At 51.5% G+C, this 26411-nt stretch carries 18 protein-coding genes; 7 read left to right on the forward strand and 11 right to left on the reverse strand.

The window, feature by feature from the left end; genetic code table 11:
• Nucleotides 1-2: 2 nt before the first annotated feature.
• Together FOA19_RS22040 and FOA19_RS22045 are read right to left on the reverse strand one after the other, a co-directional pair.
• A complete protein-coding gene (locus FOA19_RS22040; protein WP_149092995.1) occupies nucleotides 3-626 on the reverse strand; it encodes a carboxypeptidase-like regulatory domain-containing protein in 624 nt (207 codons plus the stop codon).
• The gene (locus FOA19_RS22045) at nucleotides 613-1200 is read right to left on the reverse strand and encodes an RNA polymerase sigma factor (protein WP_149092996.1); all 588 of its coding nucleotides are present in this window, start codon (nucleotides 1198-1200) and stop codon (nucleotides 613-615) included. The genes FOA19_RS22040 and FOA19_RS22045 overlap by 14 nt, the downstream gene beginning before the upstream one ends.
• 367 nt (nucleotides 1201-1567) lie before the next feature.
• On the opposite strand from FOA19_RS22045, the gene FOA19_RS22050 reads away from it, so the two are divergent.
• Both FOA19_RS22050 and FOA19_RS22055 read left to right on the forward strand, forming a co-directional pair.
• Nucleotides 1568-2257, forward strand: coding sequence for a DUF421 domain-containing protein (locus FOA19_RS22050; RefSeq protein WP_149092997.1), 690 nt, complete (start codon nucleotides 1568-1570; stop codon nucleotides 2255-2257).
• A 10-nt stretch (nucleotides 2258-2267) separates the two neighbouring features.
• Nucleotides 2268-2960, forward strand: a complete 693-nt coding sequence (locus FOA19_RS22055) for a DUF421 domain-containing protein (protein ID WP_149092998.1) — start codon at nucleotides 2268-2270, stop codon at nucleotides 2958-2960.
• Nucleotides 2961-3135: 175 nt separating this feature from the next.
• Here the strand turns inward: FOA19_RS22055 and FOA19_RS22060 are convergent, their stop codons facing one another.
• The 5 genes from FOA19_RS22060 to FOA19_RS22080 all read right to left on the reverse strand — a co-directional run bounded on the left by FOA19_RS22060 (nucleotide 3136) and on the right by FOA19_RS22080 (nucleotide 15331).
• A complete protein-coding gene (locus FOA19_RS22060; protein WP_149092999.1) occupies nucleotides 3136-3996 on the reverse strand; it encodes a universal stress protein in 861 nt (286 codons plus the stop codon).
• 423 nt (nucleotides 3997-4419) lie between these two features.
• The gene (locus FOA19_RS22065; RefSeq protein ID WP_149093000.1) at nucleotides 4420-5892 is read right to left on the reverse strand and encodes a M28 family peptidase; all 1473 of its coding nucleotides are present in this window, start codon (nucleotides 5890-5892) and stop codon (nucleotides 4420-4422) included.
• A 432-nt stretch (nucleotides 5893-6324) separates the two neighbouring features.
• Complete coding sequence (gene pbpC, locus FOA19_RS22070; RefSeq protein WP_149093001.1) at nucleotides 6325-8679, reverse strand: penicillin-binding protein 1C; 2355 nt, start codon at nucleotides 8677-8679, stop codon at nucleotides 6325-6327.
• Between the two features lie 288 nt (nucleotides 8680-8967).
• Nucleotides 8968-14352, reverse strand: a complete 5385-nt coding sequence (locus FOA19_RS22075; protein WP_190300512.1) for an alpha-2-macroglobulin family protein — start codon at nucleotides 14350-14352, stop codon at nucleotides 8968-8970.
• A 541-nt stretch (nucleotides 14353-14893) separates the two neighbouring features.
• The gene (locus FOA19_RS22080) at nucleotides 14894-15331 is read right to left on the reverse strand and encodes a hypothetical protein (RefSeq protein ID WP_149093003.1); all 438 of its coding nucleotides are present in this window, start codon (nucleotides 15329-15331) and stop codon (nucleotides 14894-14896) included.
• A gap of 282 nt (nucleotides 15332-15613) precedes the next feature.
• Between FOA19_RS22080 and FOA19_RS22085 the strand changes: the two genes are divergently transcribed.
• Nucleotides 15614-16750: a glycoside hydrolase family 26 protein gene (locus FOA19_RS22085; RefSeq protein ID WP_149093004.1), complete on the forward strand. Its 1137-nt coding sequence runs from the start codon at nucleotides 15614-15616 to the stop codon at nucleotides 16748-16750.
• 117 nt (nucleotides 16751-16867) lie between these two features.
• Here the strand turns inward: FOA19_RS22085 and FOA19_RS22090 are convergent, their stop codons facing one another.
• The 4 genes from FOA19_RS22090 to FOA19_RS22105 all read right to left on the reverse strand — a co-directional run bounded on the left by FOA19_RS22090 (nucleotide 16868) and on the right by FOA19_RS22105 (nucleotide 21670).
• Nucleotides 16868-17794, reverse strand: coding sequence for an alpha/beta hydrolase family protein (locus FOA19_RS22090; protein WP_149093005.1), 927 nt, complete (start codon nucleotides 17792-17794; stop codon nucleotides 16868-16870).
• A gap of 219 nt (nucleotides 17795-18013) precedes the next feature.
• The gene (locus tag FOA19_RS22095; RefSeq protein ID WP_149093006.1) at nucleotides 18014-19174 is read right to left on the reverse strand and encodes a YsnF/AvaK domain-containing protein; all 1161 of its coding nucleotides are present in this window, start codon (nucleotides 19172-19174) and stop codon (nucleotides 18014-18016) included.
• Between the two features lie 69 nt (nucleotides 19175-19243).
• On the reverse strand, nucleotides 19244-19726 hold the full coding sequence (locus FOA19_RS22100; protein WP_223809017.1) for a YsnF/AvaK domain-containing protein: 483 nt from the start codon (nucleotides 19724-19726) through the stop codon (nucleotides 19244-19246).
• A 681-nt stretch (nucleotides 19727-20407) separates the two neighbouring features.
• The gene (locus FOA19_RS22105) at nucleotides 20408-21670 is read right to left on the reverse strand and encodes a PRC-barrel domain-containing protein (RefSeq protein ID WP_149093007.1); all 1263 of its coding nucleotides are present in this window, start codon (nucleotides 21668-21670) and stop codon (nucleotides 20408-20410) included.
• 561 nt (nucleotides 21671-22231) lie between these two features.
• On the opposite strand from FOA19_RS22105, the gene FOA19_RS22110 reads away from it, so the two are divergent.
• From FOA19_RS22110 to FOA19_RS22125, 4 genes are all read left to right on the forward strand, one after another.
• On the forward strand, nucleotides 22232-22438 hold the full coding sequence (locus FOA19_RS22110) for a hypothetical protein (protein ID WP_149093008.1): 207 nt from the start codon (nucleotides 22232-22234) through the stop codon (nucleotides 22436-22438).
• A gap of 850 nt (nucleotides 22439-23288) precedes the next feature.
• The gene (locus FOA19_RS22115) at nucleotides 23289-23699 is read left to right on the forward strand and encodes an SPW repeat domain-containing protein (RefSeq protein WP_149093009.1); all 411 of its coding nucleotides are present in this window, start codon (nucleotides 23289-23291) and stop codon (nucleotides 23697-23699) included.
• Between the two features lie 256 nt (nucleotides 23700-23955).
• The gene (locus FOA19_RS22120; RefSeq protein WP_149093010.1) at nucleotides 23956-24234 is read left to right on the forward strand and encodes a hypothetical protein; all 279 of its coding nucleotides are present in this window, start codon (nucleotides 23956-23958) and stop codon (nucleotides 24232-24234) included.
• A gap of 298 nt (nucleotides 24235-24532) precedes the next feature.
• Nucleotides 24533-25867 (forward strand): NAD(P)/FAD-dependent oxidoreductase, encoded by a 1335-nt coding sequence (locus FOA19_RS22125; RefSeq protein WP_149093011.1) that lies wholly within the window; start codon nucleotides 24533-24535, stop codon nucleotides 25865-25867.
• Nucleotides 25868-26411 lie beyond the last annotated feature (544 nt).

The raw sequence follows: 26411 nt of genomic DNA on the forward strand, positions 1-26411 counted from the left end.
GCTTACTCGGCCTTTCTCAGGATAACGTCTACCCGGTGATTAGAGGAGTTGACGGCCACTTCTTTGGCTGTAAAGTTTGGGTGCGAAACAAGGATAGTAACTCTCTCGGTTTGTACATCCAGCACAAACTCGCCCGCACCGTCTGTATTGGTTTTGGTCACCGTTCCCACCACTTGGATGGTGGCTCCTGACACAGCCTTGCCCTCATGGTCTTCTATGTAGCCGGTTAGTCTCCAGTTGGTCTTTGTCTCTGCCGACTGGGTTTTGAAATGGTTGTGATTGGCGAAGTACTGGTGGTACACCACTTCCCCGATGGCGAAGAGCAGTATTAACAGCACGGCCGCCGTTTGCCAGGCGGGCCATTGGAAAACCTTGCGTTGGCGTTTCTTCTGGGCCAACAGGTTTTTCAGGCGGCCACGGGTTTCCCGCACCGCCGATTTCACGCGGTAAGGCTGTGAAATGGACATGCCTTCCACCAGGTCAGAACACATCTCGCAGGATAGCAGGTGCCGTTCCAACTGGTGGCTTTGGGGAGCGGATAGTTCCCCGGCTTGGTATTGCCGCAGCACCTCCAAGGAGGGGTGTTCCTGGGCGTCCCAGTCTTCGGGAAGGTTATTCCTGCTCATAGTTTTTATCCATGTAGATTTTAAGGTTTCGTTTGCCGTTCTGGATGTGGCTTTTCACTTTGCCCATCTCCAGGCCGGTCAGCTCGGCCACTTCTTTGTAGCTTTTTTTCTCCAGGTAGAAGAGTTCCAGGCAGGCCCGCTGCTCGGGTCCCAGGGTGGTGAGGGCTTTGGACAGCAACTGCAGTTCCGGCTCGTGGTCCTGGTCGTCTGCCAGGTGCACGCTGGCTGCTTTCTCTACCAAAGGCAGCGTTTTTTCGTCAATCAGGTCGGCGCCTCGTTTTTTCTGGGTCCGGAGGTACATGAGGCAGTAGTTCTTGGTGAGCACGTGCAGCCAGCTTTTGAAGTTGGCGATCTCATGTTTGCGCAGCGCCAGAATCAGCTGCTCAAAGATGTGCATGGTGGCGTCTTTGCTCTCGTCCTCGTTCTTCAGGTACTTGAGGCAAATCAGGTACACCATCTCCGTGTAACGCTCAAACAACTGCCCCACCAACTCCACATCACCACTTTCCCGGTACTGCTGTATGAGTTCCAGGTCTTGCGGAGGCTTAGCGCGGGAGAATAGCTTTAGAAACATGCAGCGGGTCAGTAAGCGGGTATAAATAAAAGGATAATAACTAAATGTAATACATACCTGTGTTGGTCTTTTCTACTCTTTGGAGGTAAGATGCAGCGCCGGGCCAGAATCCATAAACCCTAATTGAATTTTTTCATTTCCGCCGGATGGTATTTACCGCTACCATTTGAAAGTGAGATGAGGCCTGATCAGCTGAGCTCATTTTGGGCATGTTTTGCCTAAGGGAGGCCTGAAACAGGGGCAGGAAGGTAGGTGAGGAAGGGCTGAAAAGTAGGAGGTTACACTCCTTATTTGAAACAGCATCCGTATTAATCCCTTTAGAATCAGGGTAACTCTTTTCGGTTGCCCCCTCGTAATTTAAAAGGTTATGAAAAAAGAAGAAATCTATTTCCCAGACTGGCAACGGCTCCTCATCGGGAATACGCCTTGGGAATTCATGCTGGAGGTCCTTATCCGGACCATCGTGATATACCTTGCTTTGCTCATCGTCCTGCGCTTGATGGGAAAACGCATGAACGCGCAGCTCACCATTTCTGAACTGGCGGTGATGGTCACTCTGGGCGGGATAGCCTCGGCGCCCATGCAGCTGCCAGACCGCGGAATTTTACTCGGGATTGTGATCTTTATTTGCGCCCTGTTTTTCCAGCGGGGCATTAACCTGTGGGCTTTCCGAAATCGCCGAGTAGAAAAGATTACCCAAGGTCAGCTTTGCGTGGTATTGAAGGAGGGAGTGCTGGAAATTGGCTCCATGGAGCAGTCCCGCTTGTCAAAGGACCAGGTGTTTGCGGCCCTAAGAACCCATAATATCCATCACTTAGGCCAGGTGAAGCGCTTGTACCTGGAGGCCTGTGGCCTGTTTAGTGTGGTGAAAGCGAAAGACCCTAAGCCCGGTCTGCCTATTTTCCCGGCCAAAGACAAGGAGTTGATGGACTCTCTTGATGTAGACCAGAAGTACCAGGCCTGTACCCGCTGCGGCACCCTGGCCCAAACAAATCAAACACAGGGCCAACCTTGCCCCAATTGCTCCTGTGAAGAATGGATTTCGGCGGCCAAATAAGTAAAACATCATGAAACCAGAAGATATACAAATCACCGATTGGGTGCGAATTGTGCTGGGCGAGGTGCCCTGGATTTTCCTGCTGGAAGTGGTGATCAGGATTGCCATTATCTACTTTATTCTCATGTTTGCCATGCGCGCCATGGGCAAACGGATGTCTTCCATGTTGAGCCGTACTGAGATGGCAGCCTTGGTTTCCCTGGCCGCGGCCAATGGGGTGGCGCTCATGGACCCTTCCCGGGGCGTTCTGCCCATTGTGATTATTGCCGCAGTGGTGGTAGGAGTGGAGCGTTTCATTGCCTGGCGCAGTACCCAGGATGCTAATTTTGAACGGGTGGTCATGGATGACATGGACATTCTGGTAAAGGACGGCGCCCTGCAGCTAGGCGTCATGGAGCGCACCCGCATCACCCGCGAACGCCTTTTGGCCCAGTTCCGGCACGAAGACATCTTCAACCTGGGCAAGGTGCAGCGCACCTACATGGAAGCCAACGGCTCCTTCACCATTTTGCAGTACCCCGAGGAACGGCCTGGTCTTTCCATAATTCCGGAGATAGACCAGGAACTGCGGCAAGAGCAGAAAACAGAGCCCAATACCTTTGCCTGCGCCACCTGTGGCTATGTTGAAAAGCAAGCTCAGAAGCCGCAGACAACCTGCCCCAACTGCAGTAGTCAGGAGTGGAGCCCCGCTGTGGTTTCCTGACTAGTTCACTAATTGAGGCACAATCAGATTTTAATGGGAGCAGCGTTGAAAAAACTTTGGAAATCCATAGTAAAACAGAAAGCCGGACACATGCCCGGCTTTCTGTTTTACTATGGATTAGATGCAGCTTCTGGATTTGATTCAGGTTTTTAAATGCTCATAAAGTGTTATAGGGTTAGAACCTGATCTTTTTAGGGTGTACCACCAGCAAAGGTAGGTTAGGGTAATAAGAGGGTGTTTGCTGATGCCCTGGCTGCAAGAGGTGTTTCCAAATGTTAGAGGCGTGCGCGCCCACCACCAGCATATCGGCGCGGTGGTTAAAACAGAACTGACTTATGCCTTCTTCTACCGATGAATTCACCTCGATGTGCTGGCTAATCCGGTGGTAAGGCAGGCGTCTGCTGATCCTTTCCAATTCTTCCTCCACAAACTGACGGGCGGTGGGTTCTTCTTTGGGTAACACGAAAAGCAACTGCAACTGCGCCCCAAAATAACCGGCCAGTTTCAAAACCTCCGACATGTTGGCGGGGCAGAAACCGTGTAAGTCTATGGCCAGCACCATTCGGCGGATGGGTTTGAACGTCACATTGCCTGGAACCACCAACACCGGGCAAGGCACCTGTTGTATGATACGGGCTGTTAAGGATTGGTCTACCATTTCCTGCAACCCGTGCGATGGGTCTGAGGCCAGCACCACCAAGTCGGCATGTTCTTCCTGGGCCAGAGTAGCAAGTGTTTGGGAGGTGTCGCCAGAGCTGATCTTTGATTTATAACCCAGAGACAGGTCCTCGTCCCCGTTTTCCAGGTACGTCTGCAGCCGCTTCATTTGGGTTCTTGCCTCTTTTTTCTGCTCCTTCTCCCTTGTAATTGGGCAGATGCTTTCTCCTGAAGCCGCTACCAGGGCAGGCTCTTTGGTTTCATCAATATTATGGAACAGAACAATATCAGAGTTTATGCGCTGCCCAATCTCACCTGCATATTGAATTGCATTTTCAGAAGCTCCTGAAAAATCCGTTGCGCATATAAATCTTCCCATATTTTCTTGTTGTTTAATGTTAAATAAATTTCTGTATAAAATGGTTCCTTTTAGATGATGTAAATCATATTGAAAGTTGATTAAATGCTACTTAGTGAGATTGTTTATTCGCTCAAACGAGGTATGAGGCGGTTTAAAGAGGGCAAAGAGGCGCTTAATAACAAGCAGTTGCTTCTTGAAAAGGCCTTCTAACCAAAAAACGTATATTTTAGAAAGGCAAGAAAGCCAAGGGATTAGATACCATACTATTCAAAGAGGCACTCCCGGGATTCCTTTTCATTCGGCATCATGCCCCAACAGTGGGGAAAGGGAAAGTAGGATGGAAACAAGAAAACCTTTGAAACAAGAATCCCGCTTCGGGTCTGTTTTCTGAAAAACAGGCCCGAAGCGGGATTCCTAACTAGTTAAGTTCTTCTGTAAAAGCTAGTCGTTCCAGCGCCACTCGCCGGCAATCTTGAGGGGCTCCTTGAGGTTGTTCTGCAGTAGGAAGGCTTTGGTTTCCTCGTCATTCAGGCGCCGGGCCGGAATGGTGTTGGCATCGGCGATGCCGTAGAGGAGCATGCTGCTGAACCGCACGGTGTTTTTCAGCCCTTGCTCATCTACCAATTGGAAAGAGTCGCAATCGGCGTGGTAGCAGTCTCCGGCACCTTTGGGCAGTTTGCCGCCCGAGGAACCCCCGGTTGGAATGCCATGCAGCATGAACGGCTGGTGGTCTGAGTGCAACCCGGCCCGGGAACTGAAGCTATTCTTGAAGGTGGTGTCAATCTTGGCGGCCATGGCCCCGATGCTCTGGAACAGCTCTCGGCAAGACTCCTGACTCGCGTTGTAGCCTTTGGGGTCGTTGGTCATGTCATAGTTGAGCATGAAGGCCAGCTGTTGGAGGCTCTTGTTTTTGAAGGCTTCCTCTAAATACGCCTCAGAACCCAGCAAACCTTCCTCCTCGCCCATGAACATGACGAACTCAATGGTGCGCTTGGGTTTCAGCTTCAGTTTTTGGAAAGTGCGGGCCATGTCGATGACCGAGAAGGAACCGATGCCGTTGTCGATGGCGCCGGAGGCCAGGTCCCAGCTGTCCAGGTGTCCGCCCACCACCACTTTCTCGTTGGGCAGCGAAGTACCTTTGAGCGTAGCGATGACGTTACGCGCCTTGATCTTTCCGGAGTTGTTGGTCATGTCAATCTTCGCGGTCAAAGGGGCTTTCTGCAGTTGGGCTTTCAGGTTCTGGCCGTCTTCCAGACCGATGCACACCGCTGGGATTGGAATCAGTTTACCCGTCACCGAGGCCGTTCCGGTCAGCAAAGTGCCGCCCGCCACGGTGTTGATGATGATGACACCCGTGGCTCCGTATTTGGTGGCTAAGGCCGTTTTCTCGGAGCGGTGCAGACTGCGGGTACCTTCCGGTGAGCCGGATAGCACGCCCAAATACACCAGCGCAATCTTGCCTTTCACCGCCTCAGGCCGGGACTGGTAATCGGCCTCCAGGCCGTTGCCCATGTCCACCACTGGACCGGTGAAGTTGGCTTTCACCGGCGAGTGCGCCAAGGAGACCGCTTTGATGTTCTGTAACTGGTTTGCATTGGCACCCACCTGCAAGGTCAAAGAGCCGCGGCTCCAGCTTTCCACCTCAAACGGCTGGTAGCGCACATCGGTGAAACCGTAGGACTTGAACAGGTTATAGGCGAATTCCTCGGCTTTCTTGCCGTTAGGGGAGCCCGTCATGCGGTGCCCGATGGTTTCCGAAGCGGTCTTCAAAGAACTATAGGCCTTGGAATTGGTTTGCACCTCGGTGTTGATTTTCTGGAAAACCGCGGGCCACGCCGGGTTGCCCTGCCCAAAACTCTGGAGAGAAAAGGACACCGCTAACGCTGCCAACGCGAAATACTTCTTTTGAAACATACGGGGTAGATTGTTGGAAACCGGAAGATAGAAGTTTGCACGGGAGTTACCAACCCCGGCTAACCAACTGGTCGTGCCCTGGTGGCGAATTGTAAAAGCTGTTTTTCCTTTTGGGCTCTTTTTCCGGAAAATAGCTTCTAAACAGATTGTCTGATCTACTTGAAATGTGCATCCAATATAGAAATGGAATTAGTAACCGGAGGCTTTCAATTTAAATTACCATGCAGCGAAAAGTAGGGGCAATCCCTTGTGGTTGCCCTTGCGCTGGCCATCCTAATAAAGCTTGTTGGTGAAAACAACAACGGCCAGAAAACTTACGACGGCAGAAGGGCCAAGCAATGAAACCCAAACGCCAATTGTCCATTTCGTTTTGAGGACCTTTTCCAGATAACAAGCCCAAAACAGGCAGTCTGTTGTACTCCAAGAACTTCATTACTCCAGAAACTTCACGGTCACGTAGCTGTTGGTATTCCTTCCCTGGTCATCCAAGCAGGAAATTTTGAGTTTGCCGGCTTGGTCTGGCTCAAAAAATACGCGCTCGTCACTGGCGGCAGCTTGCAGGAATTTGTCGTTGATGTACCAATAGACCTTTTTAACCTCGTTGTACGTGTTACACTGGAGCATGAGTTTCTGGTGATCGGACTGCTCCAGCAGGTACTCCATGCCGGCAGTAGGCGAGGAGATAATGGGCGCGAATTCCTGGAAGATGCGGCTGCAGGCCGGGTTGTGCGGCGGCAAGGCCACGTACGGCAGGTGCTGGGTCACAAAATACGTGAGGATCTCCGGCGCGTGGTTGGGATACCATTTCTGCGTATACTCACCGGGGGGCAGGCAACTGGTGCAGTACGCAAATTTGCCGTCCACAGAGACCGGTACTTGTTTCAGGTGCGCGCATTTCTGGGCAGTTGAAATGCCCGGCAAATAGGTGTCTACTACCAGGTCCTGGCAGAAGGTGTTGCCGGGCAAACCGCTCTCCACGCATACACTACGGGTGCCTATGCTTTTGGGCCCGAGGAACCACTGGTCTTTGCTGTTGTAGTCAATGGTGTTGAAGATGGAAAACAGGAGCGGGGTGGCCGTATCGGTTCCGTTAAGTTCCGGCACGCCTTCCCCGGAGAAATTGCCCACCCAGACGCCCACCGTATATTTCTGGTTGTAGCCGATGCTCCAGGCGTCTTTGCGCCCGTAAGAGGTTCCCGTTTTCCAGGCGATTTTAGGTAAATGGGCGCTATTCAGAGCATTGTGCGGCAGATCAGGGCGCTGAAGTTGGGTCAGGATCTGGTTCACCATGAACGCGGCGCCCGGTGATAAAAGTTGTTTCTTTGCCGTGGTGGTATCTGCCTGCAGCCAGTGGGCCGGAGCATAGGTGCCTTGACGGGCGAAGGAGGCGTACAAGGCGGTAAGTTCTTCTAAGTTCACGCCGCAGCCCCCCAGAATGAGCGACAAGCCTAAATGGTCACCCGCTTTTTTTATCTGCGAGAACTCGGCCTGTTTCAGCTTCTGCACGAAGGAACCCACGCCCACCTGGTCCAGCAGTTTCACCGCCGGGATGTTCAAGGACGTTGCCAAGGCTTGCTCCACGCTGATGTTACCGCTGTACGTTCCGAAGTAGTTCTCGGGGCGGTACCCGGCATAGTCAATGGGCACATCGGAGATCATGGATTTGGGCGTGATTAGGCCGCGTTCAAAGGCGGTGGCGTACAGGAAGGGCTTCAGGGTGCTGCCCGGCGACCGGATGGCCCGCACACCGTCTACCTGTCCACCGTGCAGGGCATCGGAGAAATCGGCGGAGCCGAGGTAGGCTTCCACGGCGTTGGTTTTGTTGTTGATGACCAGCACCGCCGCGTTGTGGATGTTGCGGTACTTTAACTGTTGCAGGTAATTGTACGCCAACTGCTCCACTTTTTCCTGCACACCGGGATTCAGGGTAGTTTTGATGAGGGCCTGGTTCTGGTGCTGCCGGAACATGCGGTAAGCAAAGTGCGGAGCCAGCCGCGGCGCCTCCAGGCGTTGGGCATTCAGGGGCTCCAGCAGCGCGTCTTCAATGGTATTCTGGGGAAAGGCTTTTTCCCTAGCAAAGTACCGCAGCCACTTATTCCGGAAGCCCACGATTTTCCCGTTCTGCACGCCGATCCGTAGGGAGGAGGGTTTGTTGGGGATCACCGTCAAGGCCACGGCCTGCGCCAAACTCAACTGCTTAGGCGATTGGTGGAAGTACAACACCGAGGCCGCTTTCACCCCTTCAATATTGCCACCATACGGCACCAGGTTCAGGTACAACTGCAGGATCTCGTCTTTGCTATACCGGACCTCCAACTGCAACGCCCGGAACACCTCGGTGAGTTTGTGCCAGTAGGTCCGCTCGTTGGGGTACAGCAGCCGCGCCACCTGCATAGTAATCGTGGATGCTCCTGAAGTCTTTCTCCCCGCCACCAAATTCCCGACTAAAGCCCGCCCCATGGCCACCGGATTTACGCCGGGATGAAAGTTGAAGTATTTGTCTTCCTTGAGGAGCACCGCTATCTTGAGCACTTCGCTTATTTCATCCGGCTCCAGCTGCATCCGCCACTTATCGTCCTTGCTCAGGAACGAGTGCAGGATACTTCCATCGGAGGCTGTGATAACCGGCGAATAGGAGACCTGCACCTTTAAAGGAAATGCTAAATTCAACAGCACAAACAAGCCCACCAAAAGAACCAATCCCCCACTTGCAAAGCGTAGCCAACGCCTTGCTTTTTCAGGAGGGCTGGTGAATTGGAAGCTGCGGACTTTGCTGGTAAGCGTCATGGTATGTAGAGCCTTAAATCTTTCGGTTTTGATAGGCTGATCTAATTTACAACTTCTCCGTCCCCCTTTGAAGGGGGTAGGGGGATGAAATACTCGTGCTGATTACTACATTTCTAAAGGTAGGGGCAATCCCTTGTGGTTTCCCTTAAGTGAGAAACGCTATTGCTTCAGGATAAGGTACTAGGTTCTTCAACCTGCATTGTCATCCCCCGGCCCCTTCAAAGGGGACGGAATGCTTGAAATCATCATCTTCGATTTAAGCCTCATTTTTAAAAATCAGCCTCTAAACTACCGCACCCTCACAACACCGGCGCCGTGGTAGGAGTGGTATTCTGCGTTGTACATGGCATCGGCGCCAACGGGGCCGAGTTGGAAATCACCTTTTGAGACGGCCCTTACCTGGTAGAAGAAGTACTGCGGTTTGGGTCGGGCGGTGGCGTAGAGGTTAATGCGATCATCGCGGATGTCCTGGTAATCTGGGGTGGCGGGCTGTTGGGCCTGAAGCCAGTTGAACTCCCGGGAAGCCAGCAAGCGCGGGTTCTCGATCTCGAAACCAGCGGGCAGCAGATCGGTGATGGCTACATTGGGAATGGTTCGGCCGTCCAAAGACTGCAGCATGAGGCGCACCACCACCAGGTCATTCTGCTTGAAGGTACGGCCCGTGATTTCCTTGCCCTCGCGGTCAAAGAAGGTTTTGCGCACCTGCAGGAAATTGTCTTCCAGTTTAACTGTTCCGCTTTGGGAAATGCCTTCCGCTTCCCAGAAGTAGTACAAGGTGCCCTGGCCTTTGCTTTGCAGCGTGATAGGAGCGGCGCTTAGCTTGTTCGTAAGCGTGAGGTCTTTGCCGTTATAGCTGCCCAGCACCTTGCCGTTTTGCAACACCTGCGCCGATACGTTTCCACCGCTTCTCTTGGCTTGCTTGCCCAAGGCCAGCAACGCAAAGGCACGCTCCTGGGTGTTGTACCAGCGGCTGGACCGAAGCTCTTGCGACAGATGCCGCACCAAGATGGGCACCTGCGGATGGTCTGGATTGGCTTCCAACAGGCTGTTCAGGGAAAGCGCCATATCGCGGAGCGGGGAATAGAAAGAGCCGTCCAGCGCCCGCACCGAGGTTTCTCCCGCGAAGGCGCGGGGCAGAAGCTGCCGGAAACTCTGCTGACCCCCGTTGATGGCGTAGGTGCTGGCCAAGACGTAACGGGCGTCTATGGACAGCAACTCGGATTTGGCTTTGTAGAAGTTCATGGTAGGCCAATCGGGTTTGCCCGCCAGTGAGAGCACGTAGAGCGAGTAAGCCGTTTCATGGGCCGCAATGACTTTTTGCCTTAGTTTTCTTGAAACATCGTAAAACCGGTATTCCTCGGTGCCTTTGGCTTTCACCATGCGCTGAAGGTACGTCTGGGCGCGGTTCAGCACTTGTTGGTTCACGGGGTATCCAGCCTTGCGGGCTTCCAGCAGAAAGTGCAGGGCGTAGGCGCTGCTCCACCAGTCGGTGTCCTGGGCGCCGGGCCAGTACGTGAAACCACCGTCATACTGCTGCATGCCTTCAATCTTGGTGATGGCTTCCTGCACCAGGTAATTGGGATTGTGGCTGCGGCCTTTCTTCCCTTGGTTCAGAGACCGGGCCAAGTCTGCGTAATACAACAGCGGAAAAGCGGTGGACGTGATCTGTTCCAGGCAGCCATGCGGATACTGCAGCAGATAGGTGATGTCATCGGTGAACTGAGCCAGCGGTGACGAACTCACCACCAGTTTAGAGGTTGCCGAGGAAGGAATGAAATCACCAATTGGCTTGATCTGGGCGGTAGCGGCGTTCCGGAGGGCACCGGCGCTGGTGATCTGCGTGAGGGTAGCAGTTGGCCTGACGGAGAGTTCGGTGGTGTTGCTGAACTGCTCGCCCAGCGCTTTCACGGTCACTTTCACGGTAGCGTTCCCGATGGCCGGGGTGGCCACCAGTTTGTAGAGCATCTGCTTCTCGGCGTTGGCTCCTGAAGTAGAAGAGGCCGTGGCGGTGCCTACTACTTTCAAGGGTCCGGTCACGGAAATGGCTGAACTGAACGGAGCTGTTTTAGCGGTGGTATTGCTTATAGTGACCGGAACCAGCAACGTATCCTTCGGGCTTAAGAACCTAGGCAGGGCCGTGCTGATCACAATAGGATCGGCTACGCGCATGATTTTCTCGGCAGAGCCGAAAGCGTTTTCTTTGTAGGCCACCGCCATCACGCGCACCGCCCCGGAGAACTCCGGGATTTTCACCTTTACCGTGGCCTCCCCATTGCCGTTGGTTTTCAGGCGGCCGCTCCAGAGAGACACCAATTTTACGCGTTTAGAGGTCAGCGGATTGATGCGTTTTTCCAAGTCATAGCCGTCGCCGCCCACGCTGGAGCGAGAGCCACTGAGCTCAGGGAACAGGAAGGGGTACAGGTCAAAGGCTTGTACTTCCAGCGCCCGTTTCTGGTAGAAGAACGCGTGCGGATCTGGGGTCTGGTAGTCTTTGAGTTGCAGAATGCCTTCGTCTACCACCGCCAGCGTGACCTCGGCGTTCGGGGCCGTTTTGATAGAAACAGGCTGTAAACGGTTCGAGCGGGAAGTCTCCGGGGCGGTGACCACCACGTCTAGTTTCGTCTGTTTTTTGGTGACGGACAGGGGTTTAAAGCCTCGGGCGATAGTGAGCGGCATCTGGTTGTCTTTCACCTCGCGCAACGCCACCGCCGAGATGTAGGCCGTGGGCAGATGTTCATCTTTGATAGGCAGTTTCAGGGAAGCCGCCTTTTTATCGGTTTTGAGGTAATGGTAGCTCAGGACTTTGTTCTGTTCTAATGTCACCAGGATCTTGCCCGGGAACGGAGACTTGAACAGGATCTTGGCGTCATCGCCCACTTCGTAGCTTTCCTTGTCCAGCGCGATGTCTACTTCGCCTTCAGTGTTCACTTCAAAGGAGGTGCTTTGGGTGTCGCCCCACCCGTAGGCGTAGAATTCCTGGGCCACGTAATTGTAGGCACCGGGCCGCATGATGCGCAGTTCATACTCGCCGGAGGTGGCAGGGGTGAACCTGACTGCCGTGCCGCCTTTGTCCACGGCCATGACGGTGTTCAGCAACACGCTTTCGCGGCGCTGCGATTTGTAGTTGTAGTTCTCTGTGGAACGCTCCATCACGGTCTCGTAGGTGTAGCGCACCAGTTGCACCTGCACTTTGGTGGAGATGGGTTGGCCCTGCGCATTCAGTGCGATGATAGGCACCTGCATCTGCTGGCGGGTACTCACGTAGGAATCGAATTTTCTGAGCCCGAAGAAGGCGTATTGGGTGCTCACCGTGAATTTGTTCAGGCGGTTCACGGGCCGGCCAGTCTCGTCAAAAACGGTGGTGAACAAAGAGCCTTCCAGCAGCCCCACATCCTGAAAATGGTTCAGTTCAAACGTCTCCTGGCCCTTGCCCTGCGCATCGGTCGCGCCCTGGCGCACGCTGTTCTGCAGGTTGTTGTCCCGGGCGTTGTTCAGCTCAAAAGTATAGTCCGGGTACCGGGGAGCGTCAAAGGTTTTCTTCTTGAGGCTGAGCTGCACTTCATAGTTCCGCCCGGTTGCTGGTGGCCCGAAGAGGTTCTGCGCCGTGAGGTTTACGCTCACGTTCTCGCCCGCGTTGAAATCGGTTTTGTTCAGGATGGTGGTGAGCTTCAGGCGGTCGGGCATGAATTCCTCTACCCCGATTTTGCGGGAGTTCAGCAGCACATCGTTCCCTGAGTAAACCTCCAGCGTGTAGGTGCCCGTCACCACCGAGGTGCTGAGCACAAAAGCTGTTTCAAAAGCGCCTTCGGGGTTCAGGGTGCCTTTCTGGCTGCGGTACTCTTTGCCGTTGGGCAGCAGCAGTTTTACTTTAAGCGGCAGGCCACTTACGGTTTTCCAGGTAGGCGTGCGCACCACGGTATTCACGTGCACGGTATCACCGGGGCGGTACAGGTCGCGGTCGCCGTAAATGAAGGCATCGTAGTTGAGCTCAGCCATGCGTTTTCCGCCCACATCGAAGCGGGAGGTGTTCACCTGGGTCTGGCTGTACGGCAGGTAATTGAAGTCATCGCCCTGCCGGGCCGTGATCAGGCCCAGTTTGAAGCCCGAGGCCGCTTTCCCCATATCTGGGAACCGGGCCACGCCGTCTTTGTCGGTCTTGGCCTGGTGCACCACCTGGTTGTTGGTGCTGATGAAGCGGACCTCCACCTCAGGCAGGACCTCGGCGGAGCGGATGGAATTAGTGAAAACCAGCACCTCGTTCAGTCCCTGTTTGGCAATGAGCCCGATATCGGATATTGAGATGATCTTGGAATCCTTGAGCCAATTCTTCTCGGTGCTAGACACGGTGATGACGTAGAGGCCCTTGAAATGGCTGTCGAAATCCAAGTCCTCCAAGCCCAGGTTGAGCAGGTGGTTTTTGCCTTGCTTGCGCAGGCTGCTGGTCTCGTACTCGCGCTCAAAAATGGTTTTGCCATTCGTCTCGTTTACGTCATAGTAAGAACTCTCAATGTATTCCTCGGTTTCCTCGTCGTAATGGCCGTCATAGGTTTGGCCATCCTGCAGGTAGCGCAGGATGTTGTTCTCAAACACCTTGCTGATGGTCACTTTCACGCGCGGCACCTGCGTGAGGTTCACGGCGATGTTGCGGGCGCCCTGGCTGCTGAGGTAAATGCTTTTCCTGTTCACAAAGGAAACAGTAGGCTGGTTAGAGGCGAAGGAGACGGGGTGTTCATAGGATTTGCCCAGCGGTTTGCCCATGACCCCGGCCAGTTCCCCAGACACCGCTAGCCTATACGTTTGCTCCGAGGCCAGATTACCGCTCAGCACAAAGCCGTTCTCCAGCCGCTCCACTGTGTAGTCTCTTCTGGGCGTCAAAGACACCAGGGTGTTCACGTCTGGGTTCACGATGGGCTGGGAGGTGAGCACGAAGATCTTGTCTACGCCTTCTTCCTGCACCGTCACTACCTCCATGATCTGCATCTGGCCGCGGCCCGGCACCACCACCGTTTGCTGCACCGGTGCCGGCGTAGCATAAGAACTGCCGGGCGTGGAAAGGCCTTTGTCTACCTGCACCCGCACCGGGATTTGGCTTTCGCCGGTTTGGTCCAGGCCTTTCACCTTCACCGAGACATTCTCCGGACTGCTGCTCACCAGTTCAATGGGCAACTCGGTAGAGCCCCGGAAAACTTTGAGTTTCTCCCGAAGGCGCTGGAATGGAATAGGGTAGTTGAAATCGAACAGCAGGTTGGCCTCCAGTTGCGAGGGGTTGTTTTCGTTCTGGGTCCAGTACGCTTTGGTGGTGTTCAGCTTGAGGTAAGGCGTATGGAATTTCACTTCCTGGCCTGCCGGGATTTTGAACTTGGTGGGGGAGTGCTTCAGGAGCTGCGGGTTGAGCTCAGCGGCGTAATCAGTGCTGGGCGCGAAGGCTTTGGCGGGCGAGAAAACCAGTTCATCGGGCGCCGTCCACTTGAATTTGCCTTCCACCTTGGGCGTGAAGGTGAGATAGGGGATGGTATCCCATTGGTTCAGGAGAGAGTCTGAGACCAGCTTCTTGTCAAAGGTGAACACCAGGTTCTGTTCCTGGGCAATCTCCGCCTCAAAGTTCTTTTTCTCCAGCCGCAGCTCATCGCTTTTCACGCCGCAGCCAAAGAGTTGAAACAGAAGGACCAACATTAGGAAAAAGGTTGGTTTAAACCAGGCAGAAGCGGTTTTTGGGGGTTGCATAAGGAAGAAGAAATGACGTGTCTTTCTTCTCTAAACTTACAAATAGTTTAATACCGAATACATAGAAAAAGTAAAATATTTTATGCTCTGAAGGCGAAGTTTCAAGAGGTGAAAAGCGGGCTTTTTAGGGAAGGTTTTTGATTTGATTTTCGGAAAAAACCATCAAAGCAGAAGGCTAACCCAGGACCTAAAAGCAGCAGTATGGCTAAGGCAGGTTTGGCGAAGTAGCGAAGACTCAACGGAGTTGTTTCAGCCCTGTTTTCACAAAATTGGCTTTATAACAACTCGGCTGAACTTGAAGGGAATAGTATGACTTGGTGGGGTTCACCAGGTAACGTTCCTGCGGTTTTCCATTATGGTACCGACAACATGAGCAGCCGCTCCATAGGTGATGAAGGCAATAAAATAATCCTGTGGGCTAGAGAATAGAAAGAATAGCTTGCCTAAATGACTTCAGGATATTGTTCAACTAAAGCGCACTTGGGAAATGCTATTGGTCAAAATCCGCGAAGAGCCAGCTAAGCGCAGCCTGTTTGTTCGTGAAAGACTCAAACTGGGTTTTCAGGTCGCCTTTGGCATCTTCGGTGAGAGAGCTGTAGATACGGTCCACATCCAGTAGGTTGATGCTTTCCATGGAAGACAAACGGGCGTATTTCTTCAGACTGGAGGTGCGCAGCAGGGGTTTCATTTCCCTCAGAATCCAGTTCTGGTCCCCGAAGTCCAGGAACGGGATAGGGCGGGCGTCACTAAGCCAGTACTCGCACTTTTTCTCCAGGGAAATCATGCCCGCCACCCTAAAGGAATTTCTGAACTCCTCGTTGCCCGGCGACTGCAGCCATTCTACATAGATGTACTTGGCACGCTCGTCCACTTCCACCTTCAGGTAATCGTCCTGGTAAACAAGCTCTGGTTGTAGGTCAATATGCATGGTAACTTATGCCTCTTTTTGGGAGTGAATAAATGAAAGCCAAAATGACATTGTCGCCGTCTGTTGAGGCAAGTTATGTAAAAATAAGAATTATAGCATGCTTGTGGCGCAATTATGCTCAGGAAAACCCTTACCTATTATTTTTGTCTAAATGGGGCTTTTTATATTCACAAGGCGGGTTTGCATTGCAATAAGACTGGGTGCCGCTAAAATCCACTGGCAGATTGAATAAGCTGTGGCCGCATGCTATCTTGCAGGTTATTGTATTCCAAATTCTTACCTATGCATAGAATCACCAATATTTTAGTGGCCGGGGTTTTGTTCCTGGTGGGTTGCGTGGGCGGCCGGCCCATTGACCGGCAAGCCACCCCCGAAACGCGGGCCCTTTATCAAAATTTGGGCAAATTGGCCAAGAAACATACCTTGTTCGGGCACCAGCACGCCACGGAGTACGGCCACGGCTGGTTCAACGGAAAAGACCGCTCCGATGTGAAGTCGGTGACAGGATCGCATCCGGCGGTCATTGGGGTGGACTTCAGCGGTTTCTCGGGGCGTTCGCCTGAGGCCATCCAGGCCGCGAAGGAAGAGGTGCGGCAGAACGTGATAGATACCTATAACCGGGGCGGCGTGACCACGGCGGCCTGGCATTTCTCCAACCCTGTGTCTAAAGGCGGATTCTATTGGGTTGACTCGCTGTCTTTACCGGCCGTGAAGTACATCATTCCCGGGGGCGAGGCGCATGAGCAGTACAAGGAGATTCTGCGCGGCATAGGCGACTGGGCAAACAGCATCAAAGGCGCCGATGGCAAACTGGTGCCTATTATATTCCGGCCGTTCCATGAGTTTGACGGCGGATGGTTCTGGTGGGGCAAGCCGCACACCAGCCGCGAGGAATTCATCTCGGTGTGGCAGTTCACCGTGTCTTACCTCCGCGACAGCCTGGGCGTGCACAACTTCATCTATGCCTTCTCCCCTGATAACAGGTTCCACTCTGAGGCCGAGTTCCTGGAGCGGTACCCTGGCGACAAATACGTGGACATGGTGGGCATGGACAACTACGGAGACATGGGCCGTGACCGCTACGCTATAGATACCGCTGCCTACAAACTCAAGATCCTGTCTGACTACGCCCGCAAAGCAAATAAACTGGCCGCTTTCACCGAGACCGGATTGGAGTCCATCCCCAACAAAACTTGGTGGACGAATACCTTGCTGGCCACCATGAAGAAGTACCCCATGCGGTTATCCTATGTGCTGGTCTGGCGCAACGATACCCGCAGCCCCACCCACTACTACGCTCCGTTCCCCGGACAGGCGAGCGAGCAGAATTTCCTCAAGTTCTACCAGGATCCTTACACCTTGTTTGAGAAAGACCTGAAGAACATCTACAAGCGAAGAAAATTCCTGGGCGTCTTTTAGCCAAGGTTAGTCTAATCAAGTAAACCCGTTTCAGGGCCATTTTGCAGAAATTGGCCCTGAAACGGGTTTATTGTTTTTGCTTTGTTAGAGAAGCAGTTTGGGGAAGACAGTATCTAGCTAATCACAGAACGGATAGGCTTTGGCGCGTTCATCGGTTTTGCCGGTGGCTATAATCAAGTGTTCCTGGGTTTTCTGGCCGGCCAGGACGCTTTCCAGGAAATCCACCAATACCTGCTGGTTTTTATGGAACAACTCGCCGCTAAACTCATGGCCGCCGCCACAATAGGTAACCAGGCGCGTGTTGCCGTTCAGTTTCACCAGATGCTGGTAAATAGAATAGGACCCATGCAGCAGGAACCAGTTAGAGGCATTGGTGGGGCAGTAATGGTGGGCAGCGGTGCCGTAAGGTACCACGGGATCGGCGTTGCCGTGGAAGAAAAGTACCGGCAGAATGTTCTTGGGCGTGATTAGGTTCAGGTCCATGAGCGCCCCAGATCCCGAGATGAGGCCTTTGTATTTGAAGTTAGCGGGCAAAGTGGTCTTGGGGTACAGGTTCATGGTTTTATAATCCCAAAAGGCGGCGTGGAGGGCTGCCTCAGCGCCGGCGCTGCTTCCGGCCAGGAAGATTTTGGAGACGTCTACGTTGTATTTGTCGGCGTTCTGGAGGAAGAAAGCAGTGGCGAGCCAGAAGTGATTGGCCGCGTACTGGAAAGCTTTGATTTTATCGGGTAGTTTGCCGTCACAACCATAATTTTTGTTTTTCATGTACAGCGTGTAGGTGAGGGTGGCCGCGGCATAGCCTCTTTCTGCCAGGAAAGCACTGAAACTATGCCCGTTGCTGCGTTCGCCACCCGAGAAGCCGCCGCCGTGCTCAAAAAGAACCAAAGGGAGTTTCTGCTTGCCAGCCTTTTTAGGCAGGAAAAGGTCCAGTTCCAGTTTCAGGGTATCATCTTGGTAATAGGTGAGGGTGGTGAATTTCTGGGCGTTGGCGGAGGAAACCATTCCGGTGAAAAGGAAGGCAAGCAGGAGCAGGGCTACTCTCATAGGTTTTGGTCGTGTTTTTAGAAAATAAGGCCTAAAACGGAAAAGAAAGTGGTGCTTTTTGGAAGACACTTTCTAGAACTTTCAACTGGCCGCTCCAATTTATGAACTTTTGCGGTGTTGACCTTCTATTCTCTTGGGGGTAAACATGACCTGCCCATAAAACACAAAAAGGCGGCTACCCAGGGGTAGCCGCCTTTTTGTGTTTTATGAACCTTTCCCTTAGATAAGGGTTGGGTCTTTGGTTAAGCTGTCACTGTCACGGTCAGTATTAGTGAAACCGCTTCCAGTGGTGCCATAGCCTTGGCTTTGGCTCTGGCTTCCCGTGTTGGTTGTTCCTGTGGTGGAATCCGTAGTGGTGCCGCCGGTACGGTTGCGGTCCGTGTGCAGGTCATCCACGTCTACTTCGGTAGAGCGTAGGGTTTCTCTGATCACTTCATCGCGTTCCTCTACCTCCTTGCCTAAAGAAACTTCTTCCACCACACGGGCTTCCTTGTTTACTACAGGCACTTCGGCATGTTCCGTCAGTTCAATTTCTCCTTCTCTGAAGCTGCTGAAATCTGAGTCTGAGGCGGGTCTGTCTACCGGGCGGCGTTCTACGCGCACGTGCTCAGAACGCAAACGCAGGCTTTCTTCTACGGGGCGTTCCACAATTCTGCTGCGCAAACGGGCGCCGCCGGTTTCTATTTCGCGTTTGCCTACCTCCAGGTTTTCCTCAATAATTGGAATAGAGGTGCCTGAGTTGAGGTCATCGCGGGTATTGTCAGTGAAGTCATTGCGGGTGGTATCTGTATACCCGGTAGTGCTATCGGAGTATCCAGAAGTAGTACCGCTGGTGCCGGCATACCCGGTGGTGTCTGACATTGCATTGTTGGAACCTGAATACCCGGTGCCGGTATCTGACAGCGCCGTGTTGGTAGTGGAGCCTGAATACGTAGTATCGGCACCGCCGCCAAAAGTACCACCGGAGCGATAGCCGTACTCAGTGGCGCGCTGGTCTACGTCTACAGAACCGTATTGGTCCAGAATTCGGGCTGCACGTTGGGCTTCCTCGGTTGATTGGGCGTGCACGGTCACAATGCAATCACTGTGGCGGGCCACATTGGAGTAGGTGCTGGCATTGTCATCATCGTCTGAGAACAAAGACCGGAAGAAACCGCCAATGCCGTCGTTGTCGTCACGGTCTCTGGAGGTGGTGTCACTGCTGTATGTAGAATCAGAAGTGGTGGTACCGCTTCCGTATGAAGAGCCGGTTGTGCTGCTGCTGCTGTTGCCTTTGGAAATATCTATCCGGTCATCGCTGATGCCTAATGATTTCAACTCTGATACCGCGCGGTCAGCTTCTGTTCTGTTGTCGAATATTCCAATTACTGTTTGTGCCATAGTTTTACGTGTGTTTTAGTGAATGATTGAATGTTATAGGTTATAGATAATGGATAAGCTTGTTGAGTGTCAGACTTGGGCGTTGCCCTGTTGGTCTGGTTGGTCAGCTGAAAGGCGCTCCACGCGTATTTCCTCACGGCGGAGGCTTACGTGCTGCACGTCATTCGTCTGTACCCGGTTTTTGGTGATGTGCAGTTCCTCCACCACCATCAGCCGTTTCTCCACCACCATCACCTCCTGTACAATGGGGATGATCATGGTGTCGCCTTCGTACCGGATGGGCGGCGGCGGGGTGTCTACATACTGGTTTACGGGTACCCGCTGAATGTCATGTTCCTCCTGGATCAGGGGGATGTTCACGGGGACTTCCTGCTCATTTACCACCTTGATGATGCGCACGCTGCCTTTTTCTACCACTTGTTTGTCTAAGTGCACGCGTTCCTCTATGACCGGAATGGTCATGGATTCTCCTCTCTGGCGTTGGGCAGTGCCTTGTGGCGAAGGGTTACTGGGGTCGTATGAACCGGTATTTAAGTCTCTCGTCTGATCCATGGGTTTTCTGTTTGGTTAAGTAACCGCAGTTGGGACTATAGTAAACGGGCATGGAGGAGCGAAGTTTCTGAAAATGAATTAAAAAATTGTATTCTTTGTGTTAAGTCTTCAGATGTAAGTGACGGCTGTTAAACAGAAAATCATCAAAAATGTTAAGTAAATTCCTGAAAATCAAAATAGTTTAAAATGGAAAGGAGCATTGTGTGGGAATATAGTGATATGTAATAATTATAATATAGTAAGATTGGGTTTGTTGGCGAAAACGGCCTCTTTTGGGTGGTTTTAGGTGTTTATTCTTAAAAATGCCCTTAAACGCAGACTATAGGATGTTTTTATACTTAGCCCAAGGAACTGCAAGAAGCCTTTTCTAACTGCCGTTGCTTCTGTGACTTTCAGGAAATGTCTATTCTTGTTTCTATCTTAAGTAGTTCTACTCTATTTAGAAGACTGGCCAGGAAAGTCCGAAGATGGTACATCAATTGTTTGCTTTCGCCCTAAACTAATTTGCAGGCATGCAATCACCACTGTTGGCAGAACTCTATCAACAGTGAACTGGTGAAAAAGCAAAGCCAAATGAAGCTAAACTTTAATCTCTCTTATATAATAAAGGAGTTCAGCCCCAAGGCAGCGCTGGCTTATCTGGCACAGGTTTACCTTAGGGCTGAGTTGAAGAAATTTGATTTATAGATTTGAGTTCGGATGCGGTCTTTCGTGCGCGCTGTCACTTCTTAGTTCCTCTATCTGGATTTCCGTTTTCCTGGCGGTCTCCTGGATAAGTTCCTCCCGCACCTCTACGTCTTTGCCAATGGTAATCTCTTCCACCACGAAGGCTTCTTTTGTGATGATGGGCACCTCGGCGTACTCTTTCAATTCAAGGTAGCCCTCCTGGAAACTTTTGAAATCTGCTTCATTGGTCGGATGGTCCACGGGAATGCGCTCCAACAGTGGTTGCTCCTCACGGGGTTGGGTGTCCTCCTTCAGGTAGTTATCTACAGTCTGCCTTTGCGCATGTGTTTGAATGGTGTCTATTTCCTGGTTGCCGCCCAAAGTCCTTTCCTCTATCACCGGAATAGAAGTAGTATTTGAATTATATGTATGCGGTGTAGTGTGCTCGGTCACTGAGGCATCCGAATCGGCTTTTTCTACCTGAATGTCCAGTTCAGGAGGGCGGCGATTGTCAAGCAGGTGGGCGGCCCGATTGGCCTCGTCCTGGGAATATGCATGCACTACTATCAAGGCATTGCTGTTCTGCATCTTGGCCTCATAGGTGCTCGCTTCTTCAGGATTGGTGAAAAGAGAGTAGAAGAATTGCTCAAATTGCGAAGATGCATTACTTCCCTGCGCTGCTTCTTGCCGGTAAGTCACCTCAATGGCGTCTTCCGGGAAGCCGCTGTGCAGCAATTCTTGCCTTGCCCGTTCTGCGCGACCGGCATCAGAGAAGAGCCCGATGATATTTTTTGGTTTTCGGTTGCGGTAAAGGTTGTTCTGGTTGAAATGCTCGTTGTTGTAATAGTCCGCGTTTTCCGGTTGCCGGGCAGGAGCCGTGCCGTGCACATGTTCGCCTACGAAAATACGCTGTACAGCCCGTTCTATGTCTGGGGTGAGGTGGTGCTTGTCATATACGGGCAAGGCCTGCAACTGGACCGTGGTAATAGACGGAACCATGACTACATCCTCGGCCTCGTGCAGTTCTGCCAAGCCAATAGGAATGAGGATATCACGAGGCTCCAGGTCCAGCACATTTCCTCCCAAATCCACAATAAGGTACCGTACTTTAAGTGCCTCGGGATCGCAGAGTAGGTCCTTTACCTTGCCCAAGTTGTTGCCTGAAGAATCGCTTACCTTCCAGCCCCTGATATCTGAATCGCCTTTGGCTACCGTAAACCGGCTGTCGCCTAACTCTTTCAGGTGATAGCTTGCGGCAGATGAGTCTCTTCTTTCCATAATTTTTGGGCAATTAAATTTTACGGTTGAGAATTCTGTTCATCCTTTCTGACCAGAAATCAAGATTCCTCCTGCTTGCCGCACTTGTTAAGTAAAGTGCTGTTGCGGTTTAGGTTTTCAAACTACGGATTCAGCAGTGGACAGTGAAGTTTACGTGCCGGTGAATTAGATGTTGGAGTATGTATGCATCACTTTAGGTCTTGCTTTGAAGAAAATGGCTTTAATTGAATCGGGAGAAAGTGAAAAAATAATACAAAAACATGCTTATTTGGCAATTAGCTTCTTATTAAAATTATTATAATTAAACTAAAATAAGTTTTACGGGTGTATTAAGAAAACATGCGCTAAATTGTTTAAACCAATATTGCTTTGGTTGATCATAGGTAATTGTATAAAATAAATAATATTTTGGTTTTAAAATAGTATAAAATTTACCTACGGTTTGCCCTATTTGCCATGTGGTTAATACTGTAAATGGTTGATTAGTAGCATTTTTCCTTTTGATTTGGAATTAAAATCTCCTAAATTGGTTTGAACGTGTAAGCAAAAAGAGCAAACTGTATGGAGAAAAAGATACCCTTGGAGACGGTGCTTCACATCATAAGCAAAGCTGATTTAGTGGCCTGCTCAGACGCTGTAGAATTCATCAATAGTTTAGATTTTTACCTGTACTCGCAAGACGAACTGAAAGTCATCAGTGATACTTTAAGCGAGCGCATCACCCTGCTGATCCGGTTGGAGCTAAGATCTACCAGCCACGGCTATTAAGTTTAGGGCTTTGTGACGTTTTAAAGCCGTTTTTTAGAATCTGCACCAAGGCGAGAGGGAAGGAATGTATAAGGTGACCTTCTGCCTAACCGCCATAGGTAGGGCCGTGAATATGCTGCGTACTTGTACTATATAAGAGAAGCGGCTAGAGAACAGCGGTGGAAACCAAGCTATTGCTGCGGTTGTAAGAACCATCGCTTAGATTCAACGTGTCTAGGTTCTTATGCCCTACAATTCTGTTCACCTAGGTGGTTCTGAAGTTGAGGTCGGCATAATGACTGGTGAATTTAGAGAATTCATATTCACGGGTGTAAAGCCGATTTTCAGGCGCATGTTGCTGTATTCGGCTAAACAGGCTTCGCCGGCATGAGCGTAGAAGCGGTAGAAGTCTTTAGAATTTGTTTGTGGGGATAAAATAATGAGCCGTTAGTTGCTGTCGTTCGCAACCAAAAGAGCAAATCACCCTCTACGTGTCCGGGTTTGCATATAAACCCACCTCGAACTCACGGTTATTCTCCCAAAAATTTCGTGAAGTTCACCTTGCCTTTTAGATAATTTCCATGTCCTGTGGAATAGAAAGACCGTAACTACCGCCGAAGCTCAGAAAATGGTGGTTGGAGTACTATGGTTTGAGAATGCCGCTGGTTGCCACTTTTCGATAGCCTTCTTAAGGGTGGTTTGATTCCGGTTTTGGGGTTTAGAGCCCGTTTTCTGAAAAGGCAACATAAACTATAAACAGGGAAAAGGAGAGTCGGCAAAAACAAACCGAACTTGGTCTCGTACAAAATTGGAACGAAAAAAGGCTGTTGTTTAGCAGCTTCCATGTTTCATCTATAAAATCTTTAATATTATGTGGCAACCCATCACCCGGCCCATGCACGGCATCGCTGAAGTGGCCTATATCCCCGCAGTGGCCTCGGCCCCAGAATCTGTGGGCTTTACCGAAGAACAAGCAGCAACCACGCTTTGTCGTGCCATTGGGGGCGCAACCCTGGTGTCTGCGTTGGTAACCAAAGCAGAGTGGGGCGCCGTACAGGTAATGCCTTACAAAGCACACCTGGCCATTGACTTTGCCACCAGTGTGTTTTCCCTGGCCGCTCCCTGGATCTTCGGATTCTCTGAAAACGTGAAAGCGCGCAATACCTTTCTAACCATGGGCTTGGTGGGCCTGGTAGTAGGCACGCTCTCCAGACCAGAGGAAATGGACCCTGCCCGGGTTAGAACCCTTAAAAGAAGAGCCGGCTCTCATCCAGATTTGTAGAACTGGCATTACGTAGAACCTGACTTCCGCTCCTGTTTAGGGCCTGTTTTCTGAAACCGGGGCTTAAACAGGAGCTTTTCATATTGTTTTGTTTCCCCATCACTTGTGTTTGGAAAGAAACTTACAACCCGTTCACTGGTGGCTGAGCATGTAAAAAACTTTAAGGTGAATGGGGATGAGAATGCAAAGCTCGTAACAAATCGCTAAACAACCCATTGCTAGTACCGTAAGCGGATAAATACTAATATTAAAGCCTATGAAATCATGTACTTATACTAAGCTGGCATCAGCCATTCTGATCCTGGTTTTCCCTTTGGTGTCTGGTTGCGCTATTCTGCCGGGTGGCGGTTACTCTAACGACCCTATTGTGGCAGAGCAGCAGCGCCAGATTGAGAGCCTCAAAGCCGAGTTAGACCGGGCCGAGCAGGATACCAATGACGCCAAACAAAGGGAAAAAGCCGCTAAGAGCCGCCTCAAGGCCGCCCAGGATGAATTGAAGGTCATGCAAACCGAAGCCAAAAGAAGAGCTAGCTAAGGTCTCCCTTGGTAAAGAACAGGAGGCAGCTGTTGGTCAAAAGCTGCTATGCTGTTCTAGGTTTACCAAGTCCCAAGCATCTTTTCTGATAAAGACAATCCCTGCTGTTTCTTTGGGTAAAGGAGGCGGCAGGGCTTTTTTTGCTCAGGCTATCTGCTGGGGCTATAAATCTGAACTGCGGCGCGGGCAACACGTAAACTTTACCCGAACCCGGAGAAGAAACAGAAATCTGTCGTACTTTGGCAGAGAACGGCTCCCATTCTCAATTAGTAGGGAGTTTATCCCTTGACAGAGGACCATGGCAAGATACGCACGAATCAAGAATACCGGTAAACCGAAGGTGGTCATCATAGGCGGCGGTTTTGCCGGATTGGAACTGGTAAAATCCCTGGGACACGCCGATGTGCAAGTCATCCTCATTGACAAGCAGAACTACCACACGTTTCAGCCGCTCATGTACCAGGTGGCCACCGCCGCCATTGACGCCGAGTCCATCATGCATCCGTTCCGGAAAGTATTTGAGGACCAGCAGAACTTCTTTTTCCGGTTAGCCGAGGTTGAGTGCGTGAACACCCAAGAGCAGCTGGTAGAAACCAACATTGGCCTTATCCGGTACGATTACCTGGTGATCGCCACGGGTGCTACCACCAATTACTTCGGGGATAAGCAAATGGAACAGAATGCCCTGTCCATGAAGAGCGTGGAAGATGCCAATTGCTTACGCAACACCATCCTGGGCAACTTTGAGAACTCTTTGCAGCTAGATGACCATGAGCAACTCAACAGCCTCATGGACTATGTGATAGTGGGCGGAGGCCCTACCGGTGTAGAGTTGGCGGGAGCTTTAAGCGAACTGCGCAAGCACGTGTTCCCCAAAGATTACCCCGAGCTGGACTTCAAATCCATGGACATTCACCTGATCCAGAGCGGCGGCGAATTGCTCAAAGGCATGTCTAAGGAAGCATCCCTTAAATCGCAGCAGTTTCTGGAGGAGATGGGCGTGCAGATCTGGCTTAACCGGCGCGTGAAGTCCTACGATGGCTATACCGTAACCCTGGACAATGGCGAAACGCTCATTTCGCGTACCCTTATCTGGGCGGCCGGTGTGACGGGCAACCCGGTGCAGGGTTTAAAGCCAGAATCCCTCCTGAAAGGAAACCGCCTGCAGGTAGATGCTTATAACCGGGTGGTGGGCTATGAAAACGTCTTCGCCATCGGCGATATCGCGGCCATGGTGACTCCCGAGAATCAGCAAGGCCACCCCATGCTGGCTCAGCCGGCCATGCAGCAGGGCGAGTTACTGGGCAAGAACCTGGTACGACTCTTCAAAGGCGAGACCTTGCAGCCGTTCGTGTACAAAGACCAAGGCTCCATGGCCACCATCGGGCGGAACAAGGCTGTGGCTGATCTCAAGCTGTTCAAGAAGGAACTCAAATCGCAGGGCTTTTTCGCTTGGCTCATCTGGATGTTCATCCACCTGGTGTCCATCATCGGTTTCCGGAACCGTTTAGCGGTCATGACCAACTGGTGCTGGAACTACTTCACCTACAACTCCGGCAACCGGCTTATTGTGGGCAAAAAACAAGAAAACATTCCTATCACCGAGACCATCTCCCACAAAGCAGTTATTTAAGAAAAGTAGTTGACTTAATGGTGTGTGGCAAACGGACACCTAACGCTTGACGAAGCAACTAATTCATAACCAGCCTTATCGGCAATCCGCCTATTATGGATGAAGCAAGGGCTAACTCATTCCCCAAAAGATCTGGTTCAAGTTTTTAACTTGCACGCCATAGAAGAGGTAACCGAATCTTTCCAGAGGATCAAAGTAGGGGCAATCCCTTGTGGTTGCCCTTCTGTGTGGCGCATAATTAAAGTCTCTATGCTGCGCTAAAAATTCCCCATCCAGATGGCGCCTTGTCGCCCTCCACTTTCAAAAGGCACTAACTCCCCAAGCCCTGATATCCTCCCTTCTAGTAGCCTGATTCTTTCTTTAATCAACTTTTAAGGATCAGTTCTTCCGAGCTTATACTAAAATCTGTGCAACTACCTTGGCGGGTATTCTCTGTAAATAGCTTTAAACTGACAAAATTCATGATCATTGAGAAGTATTGGTCCAAATCGTCAACTTAATGAAAATGAACTCGTTGCAAATAGAATACAAATTATCCTTTATA

Source organism: Rufibacter hautae (assembly GCF_008271695.1).
Classification (GTDB): Bacteria; Bacteroidota; Bacteroidia; order Cytophagales; family Hymenobacteraceae; genus Nibribacter; species Nibribacter hautae.